The 25,343-nt window shown below is 70.7% G+C and carries 24 protein-coding genes and 1 pseudogene; 11 read left to right on the top strand and 14 right to left on the bottom strand.

Annotation, left to right across the window (positions count from 1 at the left end):
* Positions 1-88 precede the first annotated feature (88 nt).
* From VLI41_RS09130 to VLI41_RS09110, 5 genes are all read right to left on the bottom strand, one after another.
* Complete coding sequence (locus VLI41_RS09130; RefSeq protein WP_325267762.1) at positions 89-997, bottom strand: CoA ester lyase; 909 nt, start codon at positions 995-997, stop codon at positions 89-91.
* Positions 998-1,244: 247 nt separating this feature from the next.
* A complete protein-coding gene (locus tag VLI41_RS09125) occupies positions 1,245-2,459 on the bottom strand; it encodes a CoA transferase (protein ID WP_325267761.1) in 1,215 nt (404 codons plus the stop codon).
* A gap of 26 nt (positions 2,460-2,485) precedes the next feature.
* A complete protein-coding gene (locus VLI41_RS09120; RefSeq protein WP_325267760.1) occupies positions 2,486-2,965 on the bottom strand; it encodes a MaoC family dehydratase in 480 nt (159 codons plus the stop codon).
* Complete coding sequence (locus VLI41_RS09115; RefSeq protein WP_325267759.1) at positions 2,962-3,468, bottom strand: MaoC family dehydratase; 507 nt, start codon at positions 3,466-3,468, stop codon at positions 2,962-2,964. The genes VLI41_RS09120 and VLI41_RS09115 overlap by 4 nt, the downstream gene beginning before the upstream one ends.
* A 95-nt stretch (positions 3,469-3,563) precedes the next feature.
* Positions 3,564-3,776, bottom strand: a complete 213-nt coding sequence (locus VLI41_RS09110) for a hypothetical protein (RefSeq protein ID WP_325267758.1) — start codon at positions 3,774-3,776, stop codon at positions 3,564-3,566.
* Positions 3,777-4,062: 286 nt separating this feature from the next.
* On the opposite strand from VLI41_RS09110, the gene VLI41_RS09105 reads away from it, so the two are divergent.
* The 3 genes from VLI41_RS09105 to VLI41_RS09095 all read left to right on the top strand — a co-directional run bounded on the left by VLI41_RS09105 (position 4,063) and on the right by VLI41_RS09095 (position 6,732).
* Complete coding sequence (locus tag VLI41_RS09105; protein WP_297695865.1) at positions 4,063-4,272, top strand: cold-shock protein; 210 nt, start codon at positions 4,063-4,065, stop codon at positions 4,270-4,272.
* Positions 4,273-4,594: 322 nt separating this feature from the next.
* Entirely contained in the window at positions 4,595-5,968 is a 1,374-nt protein-coding gene (locus VLI41_RS09100; protein ID WP_325267757.1) for a DEAD/DEAH box helicase, read from the top strand.
* Between the two features lie 32 nt (positions 5,969-6,000).
* A complete protein-coding gene (locus VLI41_RS09095) occupies positions 6,001-6,732 on the top strand; it encodes a hypothetical protein (RefSeq protein WP_325267756.1) in 732 nt (243 codons plus the stop codon).
* A gap of 4 nt (positions 6,733-6,736) precedes the next feature.
* Here the strand turns inward: VLI41_RS09095 and VLI41_RS09090 are convergent, their stop codons facing one another.
* The 5 genes from VLI41_RS09090 to VLI41_RS09070 form a co-directional block, all read right to left on the bottom strand.
* Positions 6,737-7,732 carry a hypothetical protein gene (locus tag VLI41_RS09090; RefSeq protein WP_325267755.1) on the bottom strand — a complete coding sequence of 332 codons (996 nt, stop codon included), beginning with the start codon at positions 7,730-7,732 and terminating at the stop codon, positions 6,737-6,739.
* A gap of 54 nt (positions 7,733-7,786) precedes the next feature.
* Positions 7,787-9,634, bottom strand: a complete 1,848-nt coding sequence (locus VLI41_RS09085) for a PBP1A family penicillin-binding protein (RefSeq protein WP_325267754.1) — start codon at positions 9,632-9,634, stop codon at positions 7,787-7,789.
* Between the two features lie 99 nt (positions 9,635-9,733).
* On the bottom strand, positions 9,734-11,335 hold the full coding sequence (locus VLI41_RS09080) for a GMC family oxidoreductase (RefSeq protein WP_325267753.1): 1,602 nt from the start codon (positions 11,333-11,335) through the stop codon (positions 9,734-9,736).
* A gap of 4 nt (positions 11,336-11,339) precedes the next feature.
* Positions 11,340-12,158, bottom strand: coding sequence for an SDR family NAD(P)-dependent oxidoreductase (locus VLI41_RS09075; RefSeq protein WP_325267752.1), 819 nt, complete (start codon positions 12,156-12,158; stop codon positions 11,340-11,342).
* A 56-nt stretch (positions 12,159-12,214) separates the two neighbouring features.
* Complete coding sequence (locus VLI41_RS09070) at positions 12,215-14,596, bottom strand: TonB-dependent receptor (protein ID WP_325267751.1); 2,382 nt, start codon at positions 14,594-14,596, stop codon at positions 12,215-12,217.
* A 127-nt stretch (positions 14,597-14,723) separates the two neighbouring features.
* Between VLI41_RS09070 and VLI41_RS09065 the strand changes: the two genes are divergently transcribed.
* The 3 genes from VLI41_RS09065 to VLI41_RS09055 are packed head-to-tail and all read left to right on the top strand — an operon-like array spanning position 14,724 to position 18,070.
* Positions 14,724-15,047 (top strand): DUF2061 domain-containing protein, encoded by a 324-nt coding sequence (locus VLI41_RS09065; RefSeq protein WP_325267750.1) that lies wholly within the window; start codon positions 14,724-14,726, stop codon positions 15,045-15,047.
* A 46-nt stretch (positions 15,048-15,093) separates the two neighbouring features.
* The gene (locus VLI41_RS09060; protein ID WP_325267749.1) at positions 15,094-16,956 is read left to right on the top strand and encodes an alkyl/aryl-sulfatase; all 1,863 of its coding nucleotides are present in this window, start codon (positions 15,094-15,096) and stop codon (positions 16,954-16,956) included.
* A gap of 52 nt (positions 16,957-17,008) precedes the next feature.
* Entirely contained in the window at positions 17,009-18,070 is a 1,062-nt protein-coding gene (locus tag VLI41_RS09055) for an amidohydrolase family protein (protein WP_325267748.1), read from the top strand.
* Between the two features lie 4 nt (positions 18,071-18,074).
* On the opposite strand, the gene VLI41_RS09050 is transcribed toward VLI41_RS09055, so the two are convergent.
* Positions 18,075-18,662: a TIGR00730 family Rossman fold protein gene (locus VLI41_RS09050; protein WP_325267747.1), complete on the bottom strand. Its 588-nt coding sequence runs from the start codon at positions 18,660-18,662 to the stop codon at positions 18,075-18,077.
* A 188-nt stretch (positions 18,663-18,850) separates the two neighbouring features.
* Here VLI41_RS09050 and VLI41_RS09045 point away from each other — a divergent pair.
* Positions 18,851-19,048, top strand: a pseudogene (locus tag VLI41_RS09045) (cold-shock protein); the annotation flags it as partial.
* 147 nt (positions 19,049-19,195) lie between these two features.
* A complete protein-coding gene (locus VLI41_RS09040) occupies positions 19,196-19,417 on the top strand; it encodes a cold-shock protein (protein WP_414692540.1) in 222 nt (73 codons plus the stop codon).
* 134 nt (positions 19,418-19,551) lie between these two features.
* Here the strand turns inward: VLI41_RS09040 and VLI41_RS09035 are convergent, their stop codons facing one another.
* Positions 19,552-20,247 carry a DUF1345 domain-containing protein gene (locus VLI41_RS09035; RefSeq protein ID WP_325267746.1) on the bottom strand — a complete coding sequence of 232 codons (696 nt, stop codon included), beginning with the start codon at positions 20,245-20,247 and terminating at the stop codon, positions 19,552-19,554.
* 133 nt (positions 20,248-20,380) lie between these two features.
* Between VLI41_RS09035 and VLI41_RS09030 the strand changes: the two genes are divergently transcribed.
* Positions 20,381-20,983, top strand: a complete 603-nt coding sequence (locus VLI41_RS09030; protein ID WP_325267745.1) for a hypothetical protein — start codon at positions 20,381-20,383, stop codon at positions 20,981-20,983.
* On the opposite strand, the gene VLI41_RS09025 is transcribed toward VLI41_RS09030, so the two are convergent.
* Positions 20,958-22,058, bottom strand: coding sequence for a phosphatidylinositol-specific phospholipase C1-like protein (locus tag VLI41_RS09025; protein ID WP_325267744.1), 1,101 nt, complete (start codon positions 22,056-22,058; stop codon positions 20,958-20,960). The genes VLI41_RS09030 and VLI41_RS09025 overlap by 26 nt on opposite strands.
* A gap of 45 nt (positions 22,059-22,103) precedes the next feature.
* Entirely contained in the window at positions 22,104-22,586 is a 483-nt protein-coding gene (locus VLI41_RS09020; RefSeq protein ID WP_325267743.1) for an NUDIX hydrolase, read from the bottom strand.
* Positions 22,587-22,695: 109 nt separating this feature from the next.
* On the opposite strand from VLI41_RS09020, the gene VLI41_RS09015 reads away from it, so the two are divergent.
* Together VLI41_RS09015 and VLI41_RS09010 are read left to right on the top strand one after the other, a co-directional pair.
* Complete coding sequence (locus VLI41_RS09015; RefSeq protein WP_325267742.1) at positions 22,696-22,968, top strand: hypothetical protein; 273 nt, start codon at positions 22,696-22,698, stop codon at positions 22,966-22,968.
* A 185-nt stretch (positions 22,969-23,153) separates the two neighbouring features.
* A complete protein-coding gene (locus VLI41_RS09010; protein WP_325267741.1) occupies positions 23,154-25,184 on the top strand; it encodes an elongation factor G in 2,031 nt (676 codons plus the stop codon).
* Positions 25,185-25,343: the final 159 nt, after the last annotated feature.

Below are 25,343 nucleotides of genomic sequence, written 5' to 3'. Positions count from 1 at the left end.
CGGGCGAGGTCGCGGATCATGATCCGCTCGGGCGTGAGGTAGCCGGGGTTCTCCAGGCGCATCGCGTCGTCGGCCATCTCGAAGCTCCTTACAGGCCGATCAGGTCGGCGCGGCGGACGGTGTTCATGACGATGCGGATCGAGGCGGCGTCCACCATGGTCCCGTTTACGTTGACCGAACCCAGCCCTTCGGCCAGCGCCTTGTCGTAGGCTGTGGCGAGCTCGCGCGCGCGGCTCACTTCCCGCTCGGTGGGCGAGAAGATCTCCAGGGCCGGGGCGATCTGGGCCGGGTGGATCGCCCATTTGCCGACGAAGCCCAGCATGTGGGCGTACTTGGCCTCGCGCCGGAAGCCGTCCTCGTCGCGAAAGTTGGCGTAGGGCCCGTCCACCGGATCGAGCCCCGCGGCGCGCGCGGCCATGGCGATGCGGAAGCGCGGGTAGTGGAAGATGTCGCCGGGATAGCCCTCGCCGCCCCAGCCGCGCAGGTTCATCTGCTGCGAGGCCGAATAGTCGCCCATGCCGAAGATCAGGCTCTCCATGCGCGGGCTGGCGGCGGCGATCGCCTCGACGTGCTGCAGCCCGCCCGCCTCCTCGATCAGCACCTCGATGCCGATCCGGCGGGGGAGCTTCAGCTTCTTCTCCAGCTGGTCGAGCATCAGCGAGACGAACTGCACGTCGGCCGCCCCCACGGCCTTGGTCAGCATGATGGTGTCGAGGTTCGCGCCCGCGCCCTCGACCACCTCGATGATGTCCTCGAAGCACCACTCGGTGGTGACGTCGTTGACCCGCACGCAGCGGGTCTTCCTGCCCCAGTCGAGGCCGTTCAGCGCCGCCACGATGGTCTTGCGCGCGCCGCGCTTCTCCGACGGCGCGACGGCGTCCTCCAGGTCGAGGAAGACGTGGTCGGCGTCCGAGGCCGCCCCCTTCTGCAGCATCTTCTCGCTGACGCCAGGCACCGATAGCTGGCTTCGGCGCAGGCGCATCGGGCGGTCGGTCATCTGAGCTCTCCGAAGGGAAGAACCGCGGAAGACGCGGAACAACGCGGAACGAAGGAACCACGGATTTCACCGATGGCACGGATTGTCGCGCGGTGCGCCGCAGGCGCCATCGGTTCCTCGCCGCACGCGCCGGACGGTCGATCTGTGCGTGTCCGTGAAATCCGTGGCGCCACGCGAAGCGTGCTTCCGCGTCCTTCCGCGTTTTCCGCGGTCCTTCGTACGGCGCTTCGCGCGATACGGCGGCGCTTCATCCGTCGCCTCCCGGAATGGCGCCGGCCTTCCGCCAGCGGCCGATGTCGGCGGGCGAGGCGCCGTGGGCCAGCAGCACGGCCTCGGTGTCGGCGCCGAGGTCGGGGCCGCGGCGGCTCACGGCGGCCGGCGTGCGGGTGAACTTGATCGGCTGGCCGGCGACCCGCATCGGCTCGGGGAAGCCGGGAAACTCCAGCTCGGGCAGCATGTCGCGGGCCGCGAAGTGCGGGTCGATGGCGATCTCGGCGATGCTCAGCACCGGCCCGAACGGGACCCGGCCGCCGAGGCGCTGCTGCAGCTCGGCCTTGCTGAACCGGGCCGTGAGGTCCGACAGCCGCTCGATCACCGCCTGGCGGTTCTGGGCGCGCGCCTTGGGCGTGGCGAACCTCTCGTCGTGCAGGACCTCCGGCGCGTCCAGCGCCTCGACGAGCGCGCGGAAGAAGTGGTCGTTGGGGCAGGCCAGCGCGACGAAGCCGTCCGTGGCCGGATAGACCCCGAACGGCAGCAGGAACGGATGGTGGTTGCCCTCCGGCCCCGGGACCTGGTGGCCGAACGCCTGCTGGTGGACGATCCGCTCGCAGACGCCCAGCACCGCATCGGCCATGCCGACGTCGAGGAACTGCCCTTCGCCGGTCGCCCGCGCGTGCAGCACCGCGGCGACGATCCCCAGCGCCGCGTAGAGGCCCGGGATGGAGTCGCCGACGCCGGGGCCGATCTTGATCGGCGTGCCGCCGGCCAGGCCGGTGACGCCCATCATCCCGCCCATCGCCTGGGCGACCACGTCGTAGGCCGGCCAGTCGACGTAGGGGCTCTTGCCCGTGCGCGGATCGCCGAACCCGCGGATGGCGCAGTAGACGAGCTTCGGATTGAGCCCGCTGAGCGTCTCGTAGCTGAGCCCGAACCGGTCCATGACGCCGGCCCGGAAGTTTTCCACCACCACGTCGAACCCGGCGATCAGCCGCTTCACGATGTCGACGCCGGCCGCCGATTTCAGGTCGATCGCGATGGATTTCTTGCCGCGGTTGATCGAGTGGAAATAGCCCGAATACCGGTGTTCCGGATCGGCCTCGTGGAACGGGCCCGAGCCGCGCGAGAGGTCGCCGCCGGACAAGCCCTCGACCTTGACCACCTCGGCCCCGAGGTCGGCGAGCTGCTGGGTGCAGAACGGCCCGGCCAGCGCCTGTGTGAAATCCAGGACGCGCAGGCCCTGCAAGGGGCCGGAGGCTCCCGGCCCGGCGCTCAACGCTCGCCCCAGTGGCTGCGGCGCTTGATCAGCATTGTCCGCTCGCCCTGGAAGACGAGCTTGTCGTCCTGGTTGACGCCGTAGTGGCGAAAGGTGACCACGCCGGCGTCGTCGCGCTCGGCGTCCTGGGTCTCCAGCACCTCGGAGTAGGCGTAGAGGGTGTCGCCGTGCACCACCGGGTGCAGCAGGCGGATATTGTCCATGGAGAGCTCGGCGAGCGCGTTCTCGCCGCAGTCCTGCATGGCCAAGCCCATGGCCACGGAAAAGTTGACGCCGCCGTACGAGAGCCGGCCGCCATAGGGACTGGCCTTCATGGCGTCCTCGTTGAAGTGCGCCTGGGCGGTGTTCATGACGAGGTTGGTGATCAGCACGTTCTCCAGCCCCTCGATGGTCTTGCCGCGGGCGTGCTTGATGACCTGGCCCACCTCGAAGTCCTCGAAGTAGTTGGCGCTGCCGGTGAGCTCGGAGAGCTTCATGCCGAGGCCTCCTGGCGCGGGGGATGGCGCAGCCGCACCAGGTTCGAGCGCTCGAAGTCGATCACCCGCTCGTCGCGCTGGTTGAAGCCTTCCGTATGCCAGGTGACGATGCCGTTCCTGGGATTGCTGGCCGACAGCCGCATGGCGGTGGTGGTCGAGCGGGCGGCCAGGGTGTCGCGCGGATAGACCGGCTGGCGCCAGGTGAGCTTGCCCACGCCGACGAAGGGGCCGCCGATCTCGGAGTTGTCCTCCACCGAGAGGCCGAGGACGATGTTGAAGACGAGCAGCGGATTGACCACCAGGTCCGGGTGGCCGTGGGCCTCCGCGAAGGCCCGGTTGGAGTAGAGCGGATTGTAGCTGAGCGTCAGGGTCGTGAAGAGCAGGGTGTCGGCTTCGGAGACGGTGCGGCCCCAGTGGTGGACGCGCACTTCGCCGAGCGCGAAGTCCTCATAGAGGCGGCCCTTGGGCCAAAGCTTGGCCCGCGCGCGGAAGTCCTCCGCCATCCTGCCGTGTCCTCGGTTTTATCGAGGGCCTTGAAACCACGGCGAGGCGGGCTCTGCAACGCCCGCAGGCGCCCAGGCGGAGGATTGCCCGGCGATCAGTTCGCCGGTTCGTAGAAGCCCTGCTCGCCGAACACCCGCACCTGGCACGGACGGCCGGAATCCTGCAGCTGGCGGACCCGCTTGTTGGCGGCGGCCTTGGCCACTTCCTTGTCCACCGAGTGCCCGAAATACTCGCCGTCGTGCTCTACCGCCCAGCGTCCGTCGTGACGGACGACAGTGAAGATGGCCCGATCGGCAGCGACGCGCATGAGTGGGATTCCTTCGCACTGGGAGCCGATCGGCGAGGGCGACCAGCTCCCCTTCGGACCGTCAAATAGCAGAAAGATCAGCGCCCGGGGCGAGAATCTGCAAATAAAACTTGCATCAGCGGCGATCGGCGACCATCTTCCCGCGCATCGAATATCGCATTGGATCGCCTGCCTTCCGGTTGGAACTTTAGTATTCCGGCTCAGGATCCGCCCTCGACCCTCTCCGAAAATTTGATCTCCGCGCCCACGGTGGGCGCGCGAGTACTACGTCCGAAAGGGACATTCTATGACGACCGGCACAGTCAAGTGGTTCAACGGCCAGAAGGGCTTCGGCTTCATCCAGCCCGACGACGGCGGCAGCGACGTCTTCGTTCACATCTCGGCCGTGGAACGCGCCGGGCTGGCTTCGCTCCACGAAGGCCAGAAGGTCAGCTTCGAGCTGCAGAAGGACCCGCGCAGCGGGAAAAACGCCGCGGCCAACCTGCAGGCCAGCTGAACCACCACACGAAGGGCCGGCTCGTCCGGCCCTTCACTTCTCTTCCGTTCGCATCGGCGCCGAAAGCACAGGGCCGCGGCCAAGTGGCCGGCCCGGGTTGACTTCACCGTCGCCATTGCCGATGTGAGCCACGCGCGGCGACAGATGCCGCGCCTTCGGCGCTCCAGCCGCGTGGGGCCGCAAGCGCGGCCCAGCCTGTCGAGCGCAGTGGACTTCCCCACCGATCGCCCATCACGCGGGGCGCTCCCAACAGACCCCGCGCCCGCCGCGGCCCTCGATGTTCGAGAGGCCGCGCATCGTGCGCCTACGCGAAAGATCAAGTTTGACCCAATTCACCGACCTTGGCCTGGCCAAGCCGCTGCTCAAGGCGCTGGCCGACGAAGGCTACGCCACGCCCACGCCGATCCAGGCGCAGGCCATCCCCGGCGTCATGGCCGGCCGTGACCTGCTGGGCATCGCCCAGACCGGCACCGGCAAGACCGCCGCCTTCGCGCTTCCGATCCTCCAGCGCCTCGCCGAGGCCCGCAAGCCCGCGCCGCGGCGCAGCTGCCGAGTGCTGGTGCTCTCGCCCACCCGCGAGCTCGCCACCCAGATCGGCGAGAGCTTCAAGACCTACGGCAAGCACATCGGCGTCTCCGTCGCCGTGGTGTTCGGCGGCGTAAAGTACGGCGGCCAGCTGCGCGCCATGGCGCCCGGCGTCGACGTGCTCGTCGCCACCCCCGGGCGCCTGCTCGACCACCTGCAGGAGAAGACCATCAGCCTGGAGGGCGTCGAGACCTTCGTGCTCGACGAGGCCGACCAGATGCTGGACATGGGCTTCATCATGCCGATCCGCCGGATCGTGAAGCACATCCCGCGCCAGCGGCAGACGCTGTTCTTCTCGGCCACCATGCCCTCCGAGATCGAGAAGCTCGGCGCCGAGATCCTCGGGCCCGATCCCGTGAAGGTCTCGGTGGCGCCGCAAGCCACCACCGTGGAGAAGGTGAACCAGCGCGTGCTGTTCGTGGAGCAGGTGCGCAAGCGCGCCCTGCTCGCCGAGCTGTTCGACGACGGCAGCTTCACCCGGGTGATCGTCTTCACCCGCACCAAGCGCGGCGCCGACCGCGTGGCCCGCAGCCTGGAGCAGGTGGGCGTCGAGGCGGCCGCCATCCACGGCGACAAGAGCCAGGGCCAGCGCGAGCGGGCGCTGGCGCAGTTCAAGGCCGGCGAAGTCCGCGCCCTGGTCGCCACCGACATCGCCGCGCGCGGCATCGACATCGATGCGGTGAGCCACGTCGTGCAGTTCGAGCTGCCCAACGTGCCGGAAGCCTATGTGCACCGGATCGGGCGCACCGCCCGCGCCGGCGCCGACGGCTCGGCGGTGGCGTTCTGCGCCGACGACGAGCGGTCGTTGCTGAAGGACATCGAGAAGGTGACGCGCCAGCGCATCCCCGCCTTCGACCGCCGCAACGACCGCCAGCTGGGCGCCGCAACTGCGGTGCTGCCGGAGGTCGGCAAGCCCGACAGGCCGGCGCAGCCGCACCGCACCAGCCACCAGCCCAGGCCCAACCGCAACCACGCGCCGGCCAAGCCGGGGCATCGGCACGAAGGCGGGGCTCCGCGCTCCGGCGAGAGCCAGCCCCCGCGCAACGGCTTCAAGGGTCCGCGGCGCGGCGGCCGCTCGAACGCGCGCCCCGGCGTCTGGTCGAACCGCTAGAACCCGGACGGCAATCGTGAGAGAGGCGGGGCGTGACGCCCCGCCTTTTCCTTGCGCCGCTCGCCGCCGCCCTCGCCTCGCCCGCCTGGGCGGGGCCGCCGTTCGTGACCGACGATCCGCAGCCCACCGACTTCGGCCACTGGGAGATCTACAACTTCGTCGCCGGCGCCCACACGCCCGGCGTGACCAGCGGCGAGGCCGGCTTCGACCTCAACTACGGGGCCGCGAAGGATCTGCAGCTCACGCTCGTGCTGCCGGCCGGCTGGGAAGACACGGACAGGCTCCGGGTTGGCGCTGGAACCGTCGAGGCCGCCGCCAAGCTGAAGGTGCTTCACCAACGCGAGGGCTCATGGATCCCCGACGTGGCGGTGTTCCCGCGGGTCTTCCTGCCGACGGCCGACCGCCGCTTCGGATCGGACCGGCTCGGTATCCTGCTGCCGGTCTGGGTCGGGAAGGACGCCGGCAAGTGGTCGGTGTTCGGGGGCGGCGGCTACCAGATCAACCCCGGGCCCGGCAACCGCGACTTCTGGATCAGCGGCCTGGCGGTGACGCGTGCGCTCAGCGATCGCCTGACGATCGGGGCCGAGGTCGATCACCACACCCGCGACAGCGCTGAGGGCCGCGACTTCACCGGCGCGAACCTGGGCGTGATCTACAAGCTCGTGGACCACTGGTCGCTGCTCGCCGCCGCGGGACCGGGACTCCAGAACCCCCGCGAAGAGGGCCGCTACGCCTTCTATCTGGCGCTGGAGGCGACCTACTGAGGCCTCAGCGGCCGACGACCAGCATGTGGAAGGTGCCGGGCACGGTGGCGAAACGGCCGTTGGCGACGGTGTATTCCGCGCTCGGCAGGAAGATCCGGCCGGAGCGTTCGTCGACGGCCAGCGTCCGGGCGCCCTTCTGCGTCGGCAGCGTCTGGATGATGCGGCCCCGGCCCTTCTCGATCGCGATCACCGAGAGCGTGCCGTCGCGGCCCGCGGGCGTGAAGGCGAGATGGCGGACCGGGTCATAGACCACGCCGTCGGCGCCCTGGCCGGTGGGTAGCGTCTGGACCACTTCGCCCTTGGCCGGATCGACGAAGGCGGTGACGCCCTGGCAGGCGACGATCAGCAGCTTGTCCTGCGCGTCATAGGCGCTGCCGGTGGGCCCCTGACAGCCGGTCAGCGGGATCTTGCGGACCAGCTTGCGGGCGGCGATGTCGATCACCGCCACCTCGGCCGAGCTCTCGATGTTCACGAAGCCCAGGCCCTTGCCGTCCACCGAGGCCTCCTCGAGGGTTCCGCCGATGGGGATCGAGCCGGCGGCCTTGCGGGTCTTCGGATCGACCAGGGTCACCTCGCCGCCCGCATGATCCATCACCAGCACCAGGCCCGAGTGGGGATCGAAGGTCGCCGCGTCCGGACCCTTGCCGACCGGAACGGCGCCCAGCGAGCGACCACTGCGCGCGTCGGCGAACACCGCGGTGTCGTCGCCGCCGTTGGTGACCAGGATCTCGCGGCCGCCGTCCACCGGCAGCGCCACGTGCTCGCGGGCGCCCGGCGCGAGCCCCTCGATCAGCTTGTTGGTCTTCAGGTCCAGCGCCATCACCGAGGAGCCGCGGGTGACGAACACCCGCTCGACCGCCGGATCGACCCGCACGTAATCCCAGCCGCCGTCCGGACCCGCGATCCTGTCGAGCACGCGGTAGTCCGCCCCCTGCCCCGCAGCCGCGGTCGCCAGCAGCGCCGCCGCCCCGGCCGCCAGACCGATCGTCATCTTGCGCATTCGCGCCTCCGCCCGTTCACCTCGCCTCAGCATGCAACGAAGCGGGCGGCGTTCCTAGCTCGGGGTGACCACCGGGGCCGCGACCGCCGTCGGGGCAGGCGCGGCGGGATTGGCCGGAGCGCCGGGCGCGGACGCCGGGATCACCGTGTTGTCGAGCGGCGGAGCGGGCGGCGGCGGACCGGGCGGGATCGGCTTGGCGGGCACGCGCTTCAGCGCGCGGACCATGTAGGCCCTCCACATCTCGGCCGGGGCCATGCCGCCGGTGATCCGGCGCATCGGCCGGTTGTCGTCGCGGCCCATCCAGACGACCGTGGTGAAGTCGCCGGTGAAGCCGCAGAACCAGGCGTCCTGGGAATCCTGGGTGGTGCCGGTCTTGCCGGCGATGTCGTAGCCCGGGATCGCGGCCTTGGTCCCGGTGCCGTAGGCGACCACCGCGTGCAGCATCCGGTTGAGCTCGGAGAGCGCGGGATTGCCGATGACGCCGGGCTGCGGCGTCAGCGTGTGCTGGTAGAGGAGCTGGCCGGTGGCGGTCTTGATGCGCGACAGCCCCCAGGCCCTCACCTGGTAGCCGCCGTTCGAGAACGCCGCGTAGGCCTGGGCCATCTGCAGGGGCGTGACCTCGCTGGTGCCCAGCGCCATGGCGGGATCGGTCGAGATCTCCGTGGAGATGCCGAGCCGACGGGCGGTCGCGGCGACGTTGTCGCGGCCAATCTCGTCGGCCAGCCGGGCGGCGACGGTGTTGATCGAGTGGGCGAGCGCCTTCTCCAGCGTCACCGGGCCTTCGTAGCCCGCCTCGTAGTTCTTCGGCGACCAGCCGTTGATGGTGACCGGCTCGTCCACGGCCATCATGTCGGGCGTGCGGCCGGCTTCCATCGCGGTCAGGTAGACGAACGGCTTCCAGGAAGATCCCGCCTGCCGGCGGGCGTCGACGGCGCGGTTGTAGGGGGCGGACTGGTGGTCGATCCCGCCCAGCAGCGCCCAGACGCGGCCCGCGCCGTCCACGGAGACCAGCGCCGCCTGTTCGATCCTCGCGGCCTTGTAGCGGACGAGGGTGGCGCGCGCGGTCGCCTCGGCGGCCTCCTCCATCGGCAGGTCGAGGGTCGTCTCGACGACGAGGTCCTGCGTCACGCGCGGGACCATCTGGCGGACCTGGGCGTCCATCCAGTCGACGAAATACTGCGCCCCGTCGATCGGCGAGGTCTTGTAGATGTGCGGCCGCTCGGCGAGGGCGCGGCTGTACTGCGCCTGGCTGATCGCGCCGCTCTGCAGCATCGCGGCGAGCACGAGCCTGGAGCGGTCCAGCGCCGCCTCGGGCTCGGTCGCCGGATCGTAGTGGGTGGGCGACTTCATCACGCCCGCGAGGATCGCGGCCTCGCGCAGGGTCAGGCGCGAGGCGGGCTTGCCGAAATAGCGCTCGGCGGCGGCTTCGATCCCCCAGGCGCCGGAGCCGAAGTTGGCCCGGCTCAGGTAGAGGCCGAGGATCTGACGCTTCGAATAGGTGCGCTCGAGCTGGATGGCGTAGACCAGCTCGGTGGCCTTGCGCTCGACGGTCTTGTCGGTCGACAGGAACAGGTCGCGGGCGAGTTGCTGGGTGATGGTCGAGGCGCCTTGGGCCATTCGGCCCTTGGTGACATCGGCGACCAGGGCGCGGGCGATGCCCACCGGATCGACACCCTCGTGCTCGTAGAAGCGGTGGTCCTCGATGGCCACGAAGGCGGCCGGCACGTAGCCCGGCAGGCGCGCGACGTCGACCGGCGGGGCGAAACGGCCGCCGCGCACCCCGATCACCGCGCCGGAGCGGTCGACATAGGTGATCTGGGCCTCGCGCCGGATCGGCGGGAGCTGGGGAAGTTCGGGGCCCTGCGAGAACAGGGAGGCGGCGACAGCTAGGGCGACGACCACGCTTTGGGCTCCATGGGCGCCCCCCAGCGCCGGACAGGTTTTTGCCTGCTTGGCTTAGGCCGAAAAAGATAATTCGCGGTAATCCGGACGGCCGCGGCGCTAAGCCGCCGGCGCCTCGGCCTTCGAGGCCGGCGTGCGGGCGCGAAGCCGTTCCTTCAGGTGGTCGCCGACCCGCAGCGCATTGGCGACGGTGGTCAGCGTCGGGTTCACCGCGGCGATCGAGGGGAAGAAGCTGGTGTCGACCACATAGAGGTTGTCGAGCTCGTGGGCCTTGCACCAGGGATCCAGCACCGAGCTCTTCGGATCCGAGCCGAAGCGGACGGTGCCCGCCTGGTGCGCGGTGCCATAGACCGGCAGCAGGCTGTCGAACTGGAAGTGGTGCTGGGAGATCGGGTGGGCGTGGTCGGCGAAGCCGTCGAGCGAGGCCTTGAGCTTGCCGACCAGCCGCTGGTGGCCCTCCAGGTTGTTGTAGGCGTAATCGAGCTGGATGCCGCCCTCGGGCGTCAGCCGCACGCGGTTCTGCGGCAGCGGCAGGTCCTCCGAGATGACCAGCATCGAAAGCATGCGCTCGGCCAGGGCCTCGGAAAGCACGTCGGGGACCAGGCCCGGCGGCAGCCAGTCGGCGACCTGCCCCTCCAGCGTCTGGCCGGACATGTATTCCAGGAGCTGGATGTGCCCCATGGGCTTGTCGTAGCCGCCGGCCGGATCGCCCCAGTAGAAGTCGTTGACCGCCAGCGTCTTGGGGAAGGTCACCTGCACGTGGGCCGGGGTCAGGGAGACCATGGCGGTGAGCGTGTGGAACATGTAGTTCCGCCCGACCTGGTCCGAGCCGTTCGCCAGACCCTGCGGATGCTGCGGATTGGCCGAGGCCAGCAGCACGGCGGCGGAATTGGCGGCGCCGGCCGCCAGCACGACGATGTCGCCCGTCCAGCGCTCCTCCCCGGCTTCGGTCCGGCAGACCACCTCGGTGACGCTGCGGCCCTTCGGATCGGTCTCCAGCCGGATCACCTTGCGGCCGGTGAGCAGGGTCACGTTGGGCGCGCCCAGCAAGGGCTCGATGGCGATGGTGCGGGCGTCCGACTTGGCCTTCAGCAGGCACGGATAGCCGCCGCAGGTCTTGCAGCGGATGCAGGCCGAGGTGGCCGGGCGGGCCTGGTCCAGATCGACCCCGAGCGGCAGCGAGAAGGGCCGCCAGCCCTGCGCCTCCCAGTGCGCCTTGAGCAGGGCGATGCCGGGATCGTGGCTCACCGCCGGATAGGCGTAGGGCGGCTCGTCGCCCGCCTCGGTCGGATCGTCGCCGCGGGCGCCGTGCACCCGCCACAGCCCTTCGGCCTCGGCGTAGTAGGGCGCGAGGTCGGCCAGCCCGATCGGCCAGGCCGGCGAGGTCCCGCCGGCGTGGACCACCTCCTCGAAATCGCGCCCCCGCAAGCGCATCAGGGCCGCGCCGTAGAAGATGGTGTTGCCGCCGACCCAGTAGTGGGTGGTGGGCGAGAACGGCTTGCCCGCTTTGTCGAGCCACGTCTCGGTGGTGCGGTAGCGGTGCTGGATGAACACCGCGCGGGCGTCCCAGTTCTCCGCCTCGCGCGGCAGATGCTCGCCGCGCTCGAGGATCAGGATGGACTTGCCGGTGGGGGCGAGCCGCTGCGCCAGCGTGCCGCCGCCCGCGCCTGAGCCGATGATCACCACGTCGAAGTGGGCCAAGCCGTCAGTCCTCCAGATGGTACTTCGCCGCCCCGCGGCGGATCACAGCGCCGACCAGGGCTTGCGGCAAGTGCTGCAGCAGGGCTGCGGCGATCTGGTTGTGCCAGCCGGGGATCAGCACCACCTGGCCGCGGGCGTTGGCGCGGATCGCCGCCTCGGCCACCTGCTCCGCCGTCTGGAAGAACGGCCTTGGCGAGGCGTCCATGATCGCCTGGGTCCCGGCCGCCAGGGCGAACTCGGTCCTGGTGAAGCCCGGGCAGACCGCGGTGACACGGATCCCCTTGGCCCGGTACTCGGCGTCGAGCGCCTGCGAGAACTTGATCATCAGGCTCTTGGCGCCCGGGTAGAGGGTGTGGCCGGCCGCCCCCGGCGCGAAGCCCGCCAGCGAGGCGACGTTGACGATCGCGCCCGCCCCGCGCTGGACCATCGGGCCGATCACGCCGTAGGCCAGGCCGCAGGCGTTGACCACCAGCGTCATCAGGAAATCCCGCTGCCGCGGCCAGGCCACGCCGGTGAAGCTCTGGGCGATGCCGAAGCCGGCGTTGTTGACCAGCACGTCGACCGCGCGGCCGCGCTCGGCGATCGCCCCCAGGATGGGCGCGTGCGCCTCCCACAGCGCCAGGTCGGCGGGGATGGCGAAGGCCTCGATGCGGTGGACCGCGGCAAGCTCGTCAGCCAGCGCGCGCAGGCGGTCGGCGCGGCGGGCGACCAGCGCCAGGTCGTGGCCGCGGGCCGCGTAGGCGCGGGCGAAGGCCTCGCCGATCCCCGATGAGGCGCCGGTGACGAGCGCCAGCGGCCGATGTTCCCTGCCCTGCTCCGCCATGACGCCTCCCGACGCGAGCATGGGCCGAGTCGCCGCTGGAAGCTGAGCCGAAGGCCTTACCAGCGCGTCCTCGCGCCCACGGCGAAGGCGCGCGGCGGCGCGGGCGTGAGGGTGCGCGGATTTGCTTGGCTCGGCAGGGGCGAGGGATCGAGGTTGTCCAGCGCGGACGTCTCGAAGTAGCTCCCGAAGGTCGCGTAGCGGCGGTCGAACAGGTTGTCGACGCGTGCGAACAGCTGCAATCCGGGCGTGACCTGCCAGGCGCCGTGCAGGTTGGCGAACCAGTAGGAGCCCAGCTTGGCGTCCCGGTTCGCCTCGTCGCCTTCCAGGTACTGCGAGCCCACGCCCACCATGTCGGCCCCGACGGTGATCTCGGGAGTCGCGGCGAAGTCGCCGCCGAGCTTGAACCGGTTCGCCGGCACGGCGCCGATGCGCTTGCCCGGCGTCACCCGGAGGTTGCCCTGAGCGTCGGCGAAGGGGCTGTTGGGCGAGGGAAGCTCGCCCGTGAACTGGTAGGTGGCGCTCAGGTAGCCGTAGCTCGCGTAGCCCGACCATCGGCCCGAGGCCCATTCCACCTCCGCCTCGACGCCTTCGCGGCGGGTTTTCGGCACGTTGCCGAACGAGCCGCGACCCTGGATGGCGCTCGCCAGAGCCACGATGTCGTCGTCGTTGTCGGTGCGGAACAGGCCGAGGCGCCACTTGACGCCGCCGTCGCTCAGGCGGCGCTGGCCGCGGACGCCGGCCTCCCAGGTGTGGGCCACCACCTGCTTCAGCGGCGGATCGGAGACGAGGGCGTTTTCGATCAGGCACGGATCCAGCGGGTCGCTGCAGGCGAGCTCCAGCGGCGTGGGCGCGCGGTTCGCCTCGGCGTAGCCGCCATAGAGCGAAAGACCCTGACCCAACCGGAAGGCCAGGCCCGCCGCGGGATTGAAGTGGTCGAAGCTGTGGGCGCCGTTGAGGTCCGGCGCATCGCCTGTGAGGTCCCTCATCCGCAGCCGGGCGTGGTTGTAGCGGCCGCTGAGCGTCAGCGAGAGCCGGTCCGTGAGATCGAAGGTGTCGGTGGCGTAGAGGCCGAGGTAGGCCGTGGTCGCGCGCAGCTCCACGGGGCTGTAGGCGACGTCGCCCGCGGTCCGGATGACGTCGCCCTCGCCGGGGATGTCGCCGCCGGGCGAGACCGAGAGGTCCGGATGGATCAGCGCCAGCTCGCTGTTCGCCGAGAACCGGATGCGGGAGAAATCCCCGCTCGCGCCCATGGCGAAGACGTTGCCGTGGCCGAACAGCTTGCCGTCGCTCGACGCCTGCAGCGAGCCGCCCCAGCCGATGCTGTCGGTGCGGGTGCGGTCGAGCGTCCCGTAGGGAACCTCGTCGCAGGAAATCCCGTCGGGGCAAGGGATCGGCGCGCCGGCCTTGTCCAGCACCTGGAAGTCTCCCGGCCGGCGGAGGCCCTCGGGGAAATCTGCGGAGTCGAGGCAGAGCTCGCCGTTCAGCGGGTTGCCGCACGCCGCGAAGTTGCCGTCGTTGCCGTCGAGGTGGTGCTGCTTGAAGCTCCGCACATAGGCGGCGCCCTGCAGCGACCAGTCGGCATTGAGCTCATGGCGGGCGTTCACAGCGGCCAGCGCGGAGCTGTTGCGGGTGGTCTGCGGGAAGGTGAAGACGGCCTTGCGGTCTTGCGCCAGCAGGTCGAGCGGCGTCGGGCCCACCGCGCCCGCCTTGTCGGACGCGCCGGCCACGACGAGGTGGAGTTCGCTCGCGGCGTCCTTCCAACCGAGGTCGGCGTAGAGGCGCGCGATGTCGGAGGGCGAATGCAGCCGCCAGCCGTGGTCTCGCCCGGCGTCCGCGGCGACATAGAGACCGAACGGCCCCGAAGTCGCGCCGGCCTCGAGGCTGCCGTCGATCCGCCCGAACGAGCCCCCCTCGAGCATGGCCCGGCCGCCGGCAAAGTCGAACCCGGTCTTCATCCGCAGCGTCACCGCGCCGGCCAGGGCGTTCAGGCCGAACGCCGGATTGCTGGTGAACAGGTTGGCCTGGGCGATCGCGACCTCCGGGACGAGATCCCAGTTCACCGTGTCGCCGAACGCCTCGTTGAGCCGCACGCCGCCCATGTAGACCGCGACACCCTGCGGCTCGCCCTGCACGGGGGAGGCGTCGGACCCGCGGAACTCGAAGTCCTTGGTGAAGGCGTTGCCCTGGGTGTCGGCGAGCGTCGCCCCCGCCACGTGCTGTTCCAGCGCGTCCGTCACGGCGCGCGATCCGGAGCGCCGGAAGTCATCCGCGCCCAGCGTCTCCACCACCGCGGGCAGCTTCTGCGGATCCACCCCTCGCCCTTCCAGCGGCGTGGGCGCGACCACGACCACGCCGGAGACCTCCGGCGCGTCGGCGGCGCGGGCGAACTCGGGGGCGCCCGCGAGGGCGGCGGCGGCAAGCAGAAGGACGCGGCGCATGGGGGCGGCCACCCTAGCGAGCGGTTCCGATTCAGAAAACCTATCGATCACGTGGGAATTACTTGCGCGCCGCTGGGCAGGCGTGTTGGCAATAAGGAAGCGCCGCCACTCGATCGAGGGAAGAGCCATGTTCCTGCGCGCACCGGAAGCCCACTCCCGCTCGTTCATCAAGGCCGTGACCTGGCGCATGCTGGGCAGCATCGACACCTTCATCATCAGCTATTTCGTCACCGGCCGGCTGGTGTTCGCCGCCTCCATCGCCTCGGTCGAGACCTTCACCAAGATCGTGCTGTTCTATTTCCACGAGCAGGCCTGGGCGCGGGTCCCGTTCGGCCGCGCCGACAGGATCATTCCCGCGCAGGCGCCGCGAGCGCCGGAAGCTCGCGCCGAGCCCGTCCTGGTGTCGGAAGAAGCGCCGGCCCGTCCGCAGCCCGAGGTTGCCCTGACCTAGCGGCATGCGGCCAGGCTCGGCGCCCTGCGACGCAAGGGGAATGGGCATGGCCGAACGGAACGACGCCACCGAGGCGACGCGGGCGGCCCATGCGGCCCTGGCGGCGGCCCTGCCGCCCGACGACGGCCACGACTTCGCGTTGGCGCGGCGAGGCTTCATCGGCACGATCGCGGACGCCGCCGTGCCCGGCGCCTGGTCGATGGCGCCGTTCGCCTTCCTGGACGGCGAGCGGCCAGGGACGGTGAACCCCAGCCTGTGGCGCCAGGCGAAGCTCAACGCCCTGCACGGGCTCTTCAAGGTGACCGAGGGGGTCTACCAGGTCCGCGGCTTCGACCTCTCGAACATCACCTTCATCGAGGGCGAGCGCGGCTACGTGGTCATCGATCCGCTGATCTCCGCCGAGCCGGCGGCGGCGGCCCTGAAGCTGATGCGCGAGCATCGCGGCGACAAGCCCGTGACGGCGGTGATCTACACCCACAGCCACGTTGACCATTACGGCGGTATCCGCGGGGTGGTCACAGCCGACGACATCGCCGCCGGGCTGCCGATCGTGGCGCCCGAGGGCTTCCTCGAGGCCGCGGTCAGCGAGAACGTGCTGGCCGGCCCCGCCATGGGCCGGCGGGCGACCTACATGTACGGCGCCCTCCTGCCCAAGGACGCCAAGGGCCACGTCGACGCCGGGCTCGGCAAGACCGTCTCCACCGGCTCGGTGAGCCTGGTCCCGCCGACCATCAGCATCGCCAGGACCGGCGAGCGGCTGACGCTGGATGGCGTGGAGATCGTCTTCCAGGTGACGCCCGACACCGAGGCGCCGGCCGAGATGAACTTCTTCTTCCCGACGTTCCGGGCCCTGTGCATGGCGGAGAACTGCACCTGCCACCTGCACAACCTCTATACGCCCCGCGGCGCGCAGGTGCGCGACGCCAAGGCCTGGAGCTTCTACATCGACGAGGCGCTGGCGCTGTTCGGCGCCGAGGCGGAGGTGATGTTCGCCAGCCACCACTGGCCGCGATGGGGCGAAGGCCCGGTGGCGGCGTTCCTCCGGAAACAGCGCGACCTCTACAAGTTCGTGCACGACCAGACGCTCAGGCTGGCCAACCACGGGCTGAACGCCGCCGAGATCGGCGAGCGCCTGCGGCTGCCCCCGACCCTCGAGGCCGAGTGGCACACCCGCGGCTACTACGGGACGCTGAACCACAACGCCAAGGCGGTCTACCAGCGCTACCTGGGCTGGTTCGACGGCAATCCGGCCAACCTGCACAAGCATCCGCCGGAGGCGGCCGGCCGGCGGTATGTCGCGCTCGCCGGCGGGCCCGAGAAGCTGCTGGAAAACGCGCGGGCGGCCTATGACGCCGGCGACTACCGCTGGACCGCCGAGGTGGCGAGCCACCTGGTGTTCGCCGATCCCGCCAACCGGGCGGCGCGCGAGCTGGAGGCCGACGCCCTGGAGCAGATGGGCTACCAGGCCGAGAGCGGGCCGTGGCGGGCCTTTTACCTGACCGGAGCCATGGAGCTGCGCAATCCGCGGCCCGCCTCGGCCACGCCGCGGCAAGGCGCGGCGGGGCAGTTGCGCGCGCTGCCGGCCGAGCGGCTCCTCGACGCCCTCTCGGTGCGGCTGAACGGCGAGACGGCGGGCGCGGCCGAGATCGCGCTCACGATGGTGTTCGAGGACACCGGCGAACGGTTCGCACTCAGCGTCGAGAACGCGGTCCTGCACCACAGGCCGGGCGTCGGCGGCCCCGAGGCGCGGCTCGCCCGGGCGAGCCTCGTCGGGCTGGTCATCGGGGAAACCACGCTGGAGGCGGCGCTGGAGGCGGGGACGGTCTCGGGCCCCGGCGCAACCGCGTTCGCGCGGCTTCTGCCGCTCCTCGACCGGTTCGACTTCTGGTTCGAGATCGTCGCGCCTTGAGGCGGACGGGCCGCCGCCGCTAGGGTGGCGTCCGAGAAAAACGGAGGGCGCCATGGCGGCCGAACAGATCCTGGATCCCGACCTGCCGATCGTGGACCCGCATCATCACCTGTGGGACCGCCGCAACGCGCCCCCCACCGACCCGGCGACCGAGCATCCCTTCGTGACGGCGATCCGGCCCGCGCGGCGCTATCTGCTCGACGAGCTGCTGGCCGACACCGGAAGCGGCCACAACGTCGTGGGCACCGTGTTCGTGGAGTGCGGCGCCTTCTACAAGGCCGACGGCCCCGTGGACCTGCGGCCCGTCGGCGAGACGGAGTTCATCAACGGCGTGGCCGCGATGAGCGCCAGCGGCGCCTATGGCCCGACGCGGGCCTGCGCCGGCATCGTCGGTCGCGCGGACCTGCTGCTGGGCGACGGCGTGGTCCCGGTGCTGGAGGCGCAGCTTCGGGCCGGCGGCGGCCGTTTCCGCGGCATCCGCAACTCGGCCTCGTGGGACCAGGACAAGGCCGTGCTCGGCCCCCTCAACCGCGTCGAGCCCGGCCTCTATCTCTCCGACCAGTTCCGCAAGGGCTTCCGCCACCTCTCCCGGCTGGGCCTGTCGTTCGACGCCTGGCTGCTCGAGCCGCAGCTGCCGGATCTCATCGACCTCGCGCGCGCCTTCCCGGAGACCGCCATCGTGCTCGATCACGTCGGCACGCCGCTCGGGCGCGGAAGCTATCAGGGGCGGTTGGAGGAGCGCTTCCCGATCTGGCGGGAGAACATCCGCGAGCTGGCGAAGAACACCAATGTCGCCGTCAAGCTGGGCGGCCTGGCGATGTCGTTCTGCAACTTCCCCTCGTTCCTGGCCGAGCCGCGCGCGCCCTCCGAGCAGCTCGCCCAGGAGTGGCGGCCCTACGTCGAGACCTGCATCGAGGCGTTCGGCGCGGAGCGCTGCATGTTCGAGAGCAACTTCCCGGTGGACATGGGGGCCTGCGACTACCGCACGCTCTGGAACGCGTTCAAGCACCTGGCCAAGAGCGCCTCGCCCGGCGAGAAGCGGGCGCTGTTTTCCGGCACGGCGACCAGGGTCTATCGCCTGGAGCTTTCCCCCGAGCTGGCGGCGGCGGCCTGAGGCCCTAGTAGCGTTGCTCGACCGGGGCCACGCCCCACTTCGGCGGCGGCGGGACATAGGCGCGGAACCGTTCGATCACCGCCTCCGGGGAGGGCTCGTAGATCAGCATGTCGCCGTACTGCTGGGCGACGAAGCCCTTGTCGACCATCTGCTGGACGGTGGCGCGCCACGGATCCCAGTAACCGTTCACGTTGACGAACCCGCAGGGCTTGGCGTGGAAACCCAGCAAGGCCCAAGTCCACTGCTCGATGAACTCCTCGAAGGTGCCGGGCCCGCCGGGCAGCGACAGGAAGGCGTCGCCGAGCTCGGCCATCTTCCACTTCCGCTCGTGCATGGACTCGACGACGATCAGGTCGGAAAGCCCGGCATGGGCGATCTCCTGGCTGACCAGGTCGGCCGGCATGACGCCCACCACCCGTCCGCCGGCCGCCAGCGCCGCGTCCGCCACCTCGCCCATCAGCCCCACGCGTCCGCCGCCGTAGACCAGCGTGAGCCCCTGCTCGGCGATGATGCGGCCGGCCCGCTTGGCTTCGGCCAGGAACGCGGCGTCGGTCCCGGGCGAGGAACCGCAATAAACACAGATGCTTTGCAACGGGCGGCCATCCCTGACCTGGAGAAAAGAGCCTGGGCTGATAAGCCGATTGCCGCGTTCTGTCACCGTTCGGCTGGCCTGACGCAATTATCGCGGTTACAACCCCCGAACGGCTCGTCACGTCGATGGCCGGGGCGCCGCGCAGAACGACAGGCGGCGTAGGACTTCTATCTCGGTTAGGCACACGAATGGCGAGCGGCACTGTCAAGTGGTTCAACACGGCTAAGGGCTTTGGATTTATTCAACCTGACGACGGCGGAGCAGACGTTTTCGTCCACGTCTCAGCGGTCGAACAGGCGGGCCTCAACGGCCTGAACGAGGGCGATCAGGTCGAGTACGAACTCGAACAAGACCGGCGCAGCGGCAAGCTGGCGGCGGGCAATCTGGTGGTCACCGGCCACGGCGCGGCGCCGGCCCGGGCGCCCCGCTCCGGCGGCTTCGGCGGTGGTGGCGGCGGCGGCGGCTTCGATCGCGGACCGCGCGGCGGCGGCGGCGGCGGCGGCGGCAGCGGTTTCGACCGGCCGCGCGGCCAGATCGCGGGCTCCGGCGCCGGGAAGGTGAAGTGGTTCAACCCCACCAAGGGCTTCGGGTTCATCCAGCCCGAGGGCGGCGGCCAGGACGTCTTCGTCCACATCTCCGCCGTGGAGCAGGCGGGACTGCGCGGCCTCAACGAGGGCCAGACGGTCGCCTACGACCTGGAGCAGGATCGCCGCAGCGGCAAGACCTCGGCCACCAACCTGCGGGTCCAGGACTAGGACGAGTTGCTCCCCTCAGGGGGAGCTGTCCCTGAGGGACTGAGGGGGTTCCCGCACAGACGTCGCAGCTGCGAGTCTACGGCGGAAGCCCCCTCCGACGCTTCGGGTCACCTCCCCCTCTGGGGAGGAATCCGTCAGAACAAGCCGGCCAGCAGGTTGATCGTCAGCGCCACGATGATGGTGTTGAAGGCGAAGGAAACCAGGCTGTGCACCGTGCCGATGCGGCGCAGCTGCTTGGAGGTGAACTCGACGTCGGCGGTGGCGCAGGCGACGCCGATGACCACCGCGAAGTGGATGAAGTCCCAGTAGTCGGGACTTTCGCCGCCCGGGAACGCGAGCCCCTTCATGTCGCGCCCGCCGCAATCCGGGTTCTCGTCGTAGTATTCGTGAGCGTAGTGCAGCGCGAAGACCAGCTGCATCATCAGCCATGAAGCCGCCACCGTCCCGAAGGCCAGCGCGATGTGGCCGATCTTCAGCCAGCCGTGCTCGCCCTTGGCGAACGACAGCTCCGCGGCGATGGCCGCGATGCTGGCGGTCGCGGCGATCAGCACGAGGGTGAGGATCAATCCGCGGCCCTCGTCCTCGCGTTCGGCGCGGGCGCGGATGTCGTCGGGGCTGTGGTCGATGAAGGCCGCGCTCACCGAGAGCATGAAGGCGGCGCACAGCACGTCCCAGCCGAGCACGCCGTCGGTGACGCCCGGCAGGCCGGGGACGAACTTGGCGAGGCCGAGGCCCGCCGTCGTCCCCAAAAGCAGCGCCCCCAGCAGGCGCGGACGGCTGGCGAAGACGCCCCACCAGGGCCGCCGATCATCCGCGTCCGCCTCGGCCATCGCGCCCTTCCCCAGCCCTCGACGCCGGCAGCATCGCGCGAGTCCGGCCCCCGCGCCAGGGACCGGCCTCTGAACCGCCGTCCGCCCGGGACGTTGTGAGGGCTCGCGAGCGACACGCGAGGAGTGCCTTTTGATGCGTAGGTTCACCGCCCTTGGCGCGGCCGCGCTCCTGGCGGCCGCCGGGGCGGCCCAGGCGCAGGACATCCCGCCCGCGCCGCCGCCCGGCTCGCTCGAGGCTCCGCCCGACGCCACGCCGACGCCACCTGAGGCCCCGGCCGCGCCGCCCGTCCCTGCGGACAGCGCCAAGCCTGCCGCGGGGAGGACGGCTCAGGCGCCGGCCAAGCGGCCCGGCGCGGCCGAGACCGTCGGCGCGACGGTCGGCGGCGTGCTGGCGAGCGCCGCCGGCTCGGCCGCCGGAGGTCCCTTGGGGGGCGCGGCCGCGGGGCTGGTGGGTCAGCGCGTGGGCTCGGGACTGGCGAGCTTCGTCAAGCGCCTGTTCGGCGGCGGCCACAAGGCCGAAGCCGCCGCCCCTGCCGCTGCAGCGGCGAGCGAACACGCGACGGACGCCGCTCAGGCCCCGCCCGCGCTTCCGCCCGAGCTGGCCTCCGCTCCGCCCACCGCCGCGTCGCCCGCGGAGGCCGGACCGCCGTCTCCCCTGCCGCCGGCGCCCGCCGAAGCTCCGCCCCCGGAGCTGACGGACGCCCCGCCGCTCAGCGCGCCGCCTGCACCGGATTGAGCCTGGCGATCCCGCCGCCCGGTAGATGCGTCTCATAGGGCCCGAACCGGACATCGGGCTGCATGTAGTCCGTCGAGACGTACTGCGCGCCGGAGGCGAAGGCCGCGGCCTGGCGCGCGCGGTCGTTCCTGCGCGCCTCGTAGGTGTCGGCGTCGGCGCGGGTGCGCACGATGTATCCCGCCTTCACGTCGTCGCGGATGCGCTTCTGTAGCTCGACGGGCTCGTTCAGCGTCAGGTAGGCGGCCGCCGGGCTGTCCTCATTGGGTGAGTTGATGAAGCAGACCCGCCCCTCCAGCGACTTGCGGGCGCCGCGATAGACCGCGACGACGCCGGGGCTCTCGTCGAGCGCGAACATGAACTTGCCGCGCGCCGCCCCGAGCTTCGGCCAACCGCCGGCCAGCACGGCCTCGCGCAGGGTGGCATGGCGGCCCTGGACCTTGTCCGGCGTGATCAGCTCGCTTTCGGGGAACACCGAGCGGATCTCGGCGTCGATGGCGTCCATCGCCTTGGCGTCGAACGGCAGCAGCTTCACGGCCCCCGGAACCTTCAGCTGGTCCTGCTTCAGGTTCATGATGATCAGGATCGGCACATGGTCGGGATGGGCCTTCGACCAGCGCCGGATCTCCTTCAGGCAATCGACGAACAGCGGGCACACCGAGCGGTAGTCGACGTCGGGCACATGGATCACCTTCAGGCCCGGCCTGGCGTAGGGCGCCAGGTCGTAGGGCGTGGTGTCGGGGACCACCTTGCGGAACAGCGGCGTCGTGTAGCGGCCGCCCTCAGGGTCATAGACGAAGTCGAGCTCCAGCTGCCGGGCGCCGCCGGTGAGTTGCTCGGTCAAGGGCTTGTGGCTGTAGTCGAGCTCGGTGGCGGCCTTCGCATTGGCCTTGCGCAGCTGCTCCATCTCCTTGGGCGCGATCGCCATCTTGTAGGAATTGTGGGTGCCGACCACCTGGATGGCGTTCATCGGCAGGGCGTCGACGGCGGCCCGCGTGCAGCCGGGCGCGCCGGACGGTCGCTCCAGGTCGCAGGCGGCGGAGACGGCGAGCGCGGCGGCGAGTGCGGCTAAGAGCATGGGGTCCTCCCGAAGCCCTATGGTGACGCCTGATCGCTCCGACGGCTAGCTCCAGGGAATCTCGCGCGGCGGGTCGGGGTAGCGGCCGGCCAGGATGTCGGGAAGGAGCTCGGCGATGCCGATCGGGTGGATCGTCTCGCGGGCCGTGCGCAGCTCCTCGAGGGTCCACCACCGGATGTCGTCGATCAGGGCGCGCTCGTGGGGCAGCCAGCCCTCGCGGCTCGGCTCGCCGCCGACGCAACGGGCCACGATGTAGCTCTCCCTGATCAGCAGGGGCTCGCCGGGCTGCAGGGCGAGATGGCCCTGGCGACGCCAGACCACCGGGCCCACCGTCGCATCGACGAAGCCCGCCTCCTCGGCGATCTCGCGCCGGGCCGCCTCGGCGACGCTTTCGCCGGGTTCGAGGCCGCCGCCGACCGTGAACCACTCGCCTGGTTCATCCGGCGCGCTCGCCAGCCGCCCCTTCATGAGCAGCAGCCGTCCAACGGGATCGAACAGCAGCACCCTGGCCGCCCGACGCTCGCGCATGGCGCATTCTATCCACAGAACCTCGCAAGGCGAGGCGCCCCGCTATGAAAACCTTAAGGTGTAGGGCGCACCCTCACCCGTCATTGTAGGCGTAACCCGAGGCCGTCCGATGCCCGAGGAGATCCGCACCAGCAAGCACGACCTCGTGACCCGGGTGGCCACGCTGGAGCTGCTCGTCGCCGATCTCATCGACCTGCTGTGGCGCGTCGATCCGGCCGCCATGGACCAGCTCGCCCTGGAAGCCGACAAGGACCTGCAGATCCAGCACAACCGGATCCCCCTGCCCGCCGGCGAAACCCAGCGGATGCGGCTCTACGGCGTGCTGCAGGACCGCAAGCGCAAGCTGCAGCACCGGCGCGCGCGGCAGGGCGAGGCGGCTTAGCCGCGCCGCTCCCGGACATGTGATTCGCCGCTATGGACGCGCCCGGAAGCCCGGGCGTAGGCTCCTGCCGTCTGGGCGGTTGCGCGCGCCTGGTTGGTTGGTCACGCGACCGCTCTCAATCGCGCCATGGTCGAACTCCGGTTCAGCGGGGCGTCTGTGGCGCCCGAGGTGATGGGAGAACGGCCATGCCTATCCAATCTGCGGGGTCCGTCCGCGCGCTCGCGCTCGCGGGCCCCACGAATTCCGGCAAGACGACCCTCTTGCAGGCCCTGCTCGCGGCCACCGGGGCGGTGTCGCGAACCGGCGGCGAGATGGTGGGCGACGCCAGTCCTGAGGCGCGGGCCCGCGGTCACTCGGTGGAGCTGAACCTCGCCGGGTTCGACTTCATGGGCGACCATTATCAGGTGGTCGACTGCCCCGGCTCGCTCGAGTTCTGCGCCGACCTCGACCGTGCGCTTCCAGCGGTCGACCTGGCGGTGGTGGTGGCCGAGCCCGATCCCGCCAAGGCGGCGCTGCTGCAGCCCACCCTCCGCGAGCTGGAGCGGATGAACATTCCGCGCGCGCTGTTCATCAACAAGATGGACCAGGCGAGGGGCTCGCTCCAGGGCCTCCTGGATGCGCTGGCGCCGGTGAGCGGCGCCCCGCTGGTCGCCCGCCAGATCCCGACCTTCGAGGGCGAGAAGGCCACCGGCTACATCGACCTGGCGCTCGAGCGCTGCTTCGTCTACCGGCCGGGCGAGCCCTCGCAGCAGATCGACATCCCGAGCGGCCTGCAGCAGGCGGAGGCCGACGCGCGCTTCCACATGCTCGAGCTGATCGCCGACTTCGACGACGAACTGCTGGAACAGCTGCTCTCCGACGTGACGCCCAGCCGCGACGCGGTGTTCGCCGATCTGGTGAAGGAGATGAACGAAGGCCTGATCGTGCCGGTGTTCTTCGGCTCGGCGGCCAACGGCTTCGGCATACGCCGGCTGTTGAAGACGCTGCGCCACGAGACGCCCGGTCCCGAGCGCGCCGCCGAGCGGCTGGGCGTCGAGGCCGGCGCCTATGTGCTGAAGACCGCCCACGCGGGCCAGTCCGGCAAGCTCGCCTATGCGCGGGTGTTCGGACAGCCGCTGGCGGACGGCGCCGAGCTCACCCTGAGCGGCGGCGAGCACAGCCGCGCGGGCGGGCTGTTCGCCGTGCAGGGGGCGAACCTGAAGAAGATCGCCTCGGCCCCGGTCGGCGACATCTGCGCCATCGGCAAGGTCGAGCAGGCGCATGCGGGCGAGATCCTGTCGCTGACTTCCAAGCCGCAGAGCGTCCGCGCCGCGGCCCAGGTGCGGCGGCCGCTGTTCGCCGTGGCGCTCTCGGCCAAGAACCACAAGGACGACGTGCGCCTCTCCTCCTCGCTCGCCAAGCTCGTCGAAGAGGATCCCGGCCTGCTGCTCACCCATGACCAGGAGGCCAAGCAGGTGCTGCTCGCCGGCCAGGGCGAGGGCCACCTGCGGCTCGCGCTGGAGCGGCTGAAGCGCCGCTATGGCGTGGAGATCGACACCGACCAGCCGCGCACGCCCTACCGCGAGACCATCCAGAAGGCGGTGACGCAGAGGGCGCGGCACAAGAAGCAGTCGGGCGGCCATGGCCAGTTCGCCGACGTGACCATCGAGGTGAAGCCTCTGCCGCGCGGCTCCGGCTTCGTCTTCCAGTCGCGCATCGTGGGCGGGGCCGTGCCGAAGCAGTGGGTCCCGGCGGTCGAGGCCGGACTGCGCGACGGCCTCGTCAAAGGCCCGCTCGGCTTCCCGGTCACCGACCTGGAGGTCGCCTTGACCGACGGCATGACCCACCCGGTGGATTCCTCCGAAATGGCGTTCCGGACCGCCGGACGACTGGCCCTCGAGGAGGCGCTGGAGGCGGCGGGGACCATCCTGCTGGAGCCCATCGAGCGGCTGGTGGTCTACTCGCCCTCGCCGGCGGCCTCCAACGTGACCTCGGCGCTCACCGCCCGGCGCGGGCAGATCCTGGGCCTGTCGCCGCGCGAGGACTGGCGCGGCTGGGAGCGGATCGAAGCCTATCTGCCGCAGAGCGAGCGGCAGGACCTGATCGCCGAGATCCGCGGCCTGACCCAGGGGCTGGGCGCCTTCGAGGCGGACTTCGACCACATGGCCGAACTGCATGGCCGCCTGGCCGAGGTCGCCGCCCAGGCCGCCGGCAAGGCCCAGGCGCCGGCGCACTGAGCCGCGAGCCTCCCTCCCTTCATGGGGAGGGACAGACCGCGAAGCGGTCAGGGTGGGGAAGTGCGGATCAAGCTCCGGCTCGGAGTTCTGGCCCCTCGCCTCCCCACCCGGCCGAGCCTTGCTCGGCCACCCTCCCCGCAGGGAGGGAAAGGCTTCCCT

The organism is Phenylobacterium sp., assembly GCF_035475775.1.
In the GTDB taxonomy this organism is placed as follows: domain Bacteria; phylum Pseudomonadota; class Alphaproteobacteria; order Caulobacterales; family Caulobacteraceae; genus Phenylobacterium.
This window is presented reverse-complemented; position numbering and strand designations above follow the sequence as displayed.

Bases quoted from the DNA above. Each gene is read 5' to 3' on its own strand.
- VLI41_RS09065 (WP_325267750.1), top strand. From the start codon at position 14,724: ATGTTCCTGCGCGCACCGGAAGCCCACTCCCGCTCGTTCATCAAGGCC.
- VLI41_RS09010 (WP_325267741.1), top strand. From the start codon at position 23,154: ATGCCTATCCAATCTGCGGGGTCCGTCCGCGCGCTCGCGCTCGCGGGC.
- VLI41_RS09110 (WP_325267758.1), bottom strand. From the start codon at position 3,776: ATGCGCGTCGCTGCCGATCGGGCCATCTTCACTGTCGTCCGTCACGAC.
- VLI41_RS09120 (WP_325267760.1), bottom strand. From the start codon at position 2,965: ATGAAGCTCTCCGAGCTCACCGGCAGCGCCAACTACTTCGAGGACTTC.
- VLI41_RS09130 (WP_325267762.1), bottom strand. From the start codon at position 997: ATGACCGACCGCCCGATGCGCCTGCGCCGAAGCCAGCTATCGGTGCCT.
- VLI41_RS09105 (WP_297695865.1), top strand. From the start codon at position 4,063: ATGACGACCGGCACAGTCAAGTGGTTCAACGGCCAGAAGGGCTTCGGC.
- VLI41_RS09035 (WP_325267746.1), bottom strand. From the start codon at position 20,247: ATGGCCGAGGCGGACGCGGATGATCGGCGGCCCTGGTGGGGCGTCTTC.
- VLI41_RS09030 (WP_325267745.1), top strand. From the start codon at position 20,381: ATGCGTAGGTTCACCGCCCTTGGCGCGGCCGCGCTCCTGGCGGCCGCC.
- VLI41_RS09020 (WP_325267743.1), bottom strand. From the start codon at position 22,586: ATGCGCGAGCGTCGGGCGGCCAGGGTGCTGCTGTTCGATCCCGTTGGA.
- VLI41_RS09070 (WP_325267751.1), bottom strand. From the start codon at position 14,596: ATGCGCCGCGTCCTTCTGCTTGCCGCCGCCGCCCTCGCGGGCGCCCCC.
- VLI41_RS09015 (WP_325267742.1), top strand. From the start codon at position 22,696: ATGCCCGAGGAGATCCGCACCAGCAAGCACGACCTCGTGACCCGGGTG.
- VLI41_RS09060 (WP_325267749.1), top strand. From the start codon at position 15,094: ATGGCCGAACGGAACGACGCCACCGAGGCGACGCGGGCGGCCCATGCG.
- VLI41_RS09075 (WP_325267752.1), bottom strand. From the start codon at position 12,158: ATGGCGGAGCAGGGCAGGGAACATCGGCCGCTGGCGCTCGTCACCGGC.
- VLI41_RS09055 (WP_325267748.1), top strand. From the start codon at position 17,009: ATGGCGGCCGAACAGATCCTGGATCCCGACCTGCCGATCGTGGACCCG.
- VLI41_RS09090 (WP_325267755.1), bottom strand. From the start codon at position 7,732: ATGCGCAAGATGACGATCGGTCTGGCGGCCGGGGCGGCGGCGCTGCTG.
- VLI41_RS09025 (WP_325267744.1), bottom strand. From the start codon at position 22,058: ATGCTCTTAGCCGCACTCGCCGCCGCGCTCGCCGTCTCCGCCGCCTGC.
- VLI41_RS09115 (WP_325267759.1), bottom strand. From the start codon at position 3,468: ATGGCGGAGGACTTCCGCGCGCGGGCCAAGCTTTGGCCCAAGGGCCGC.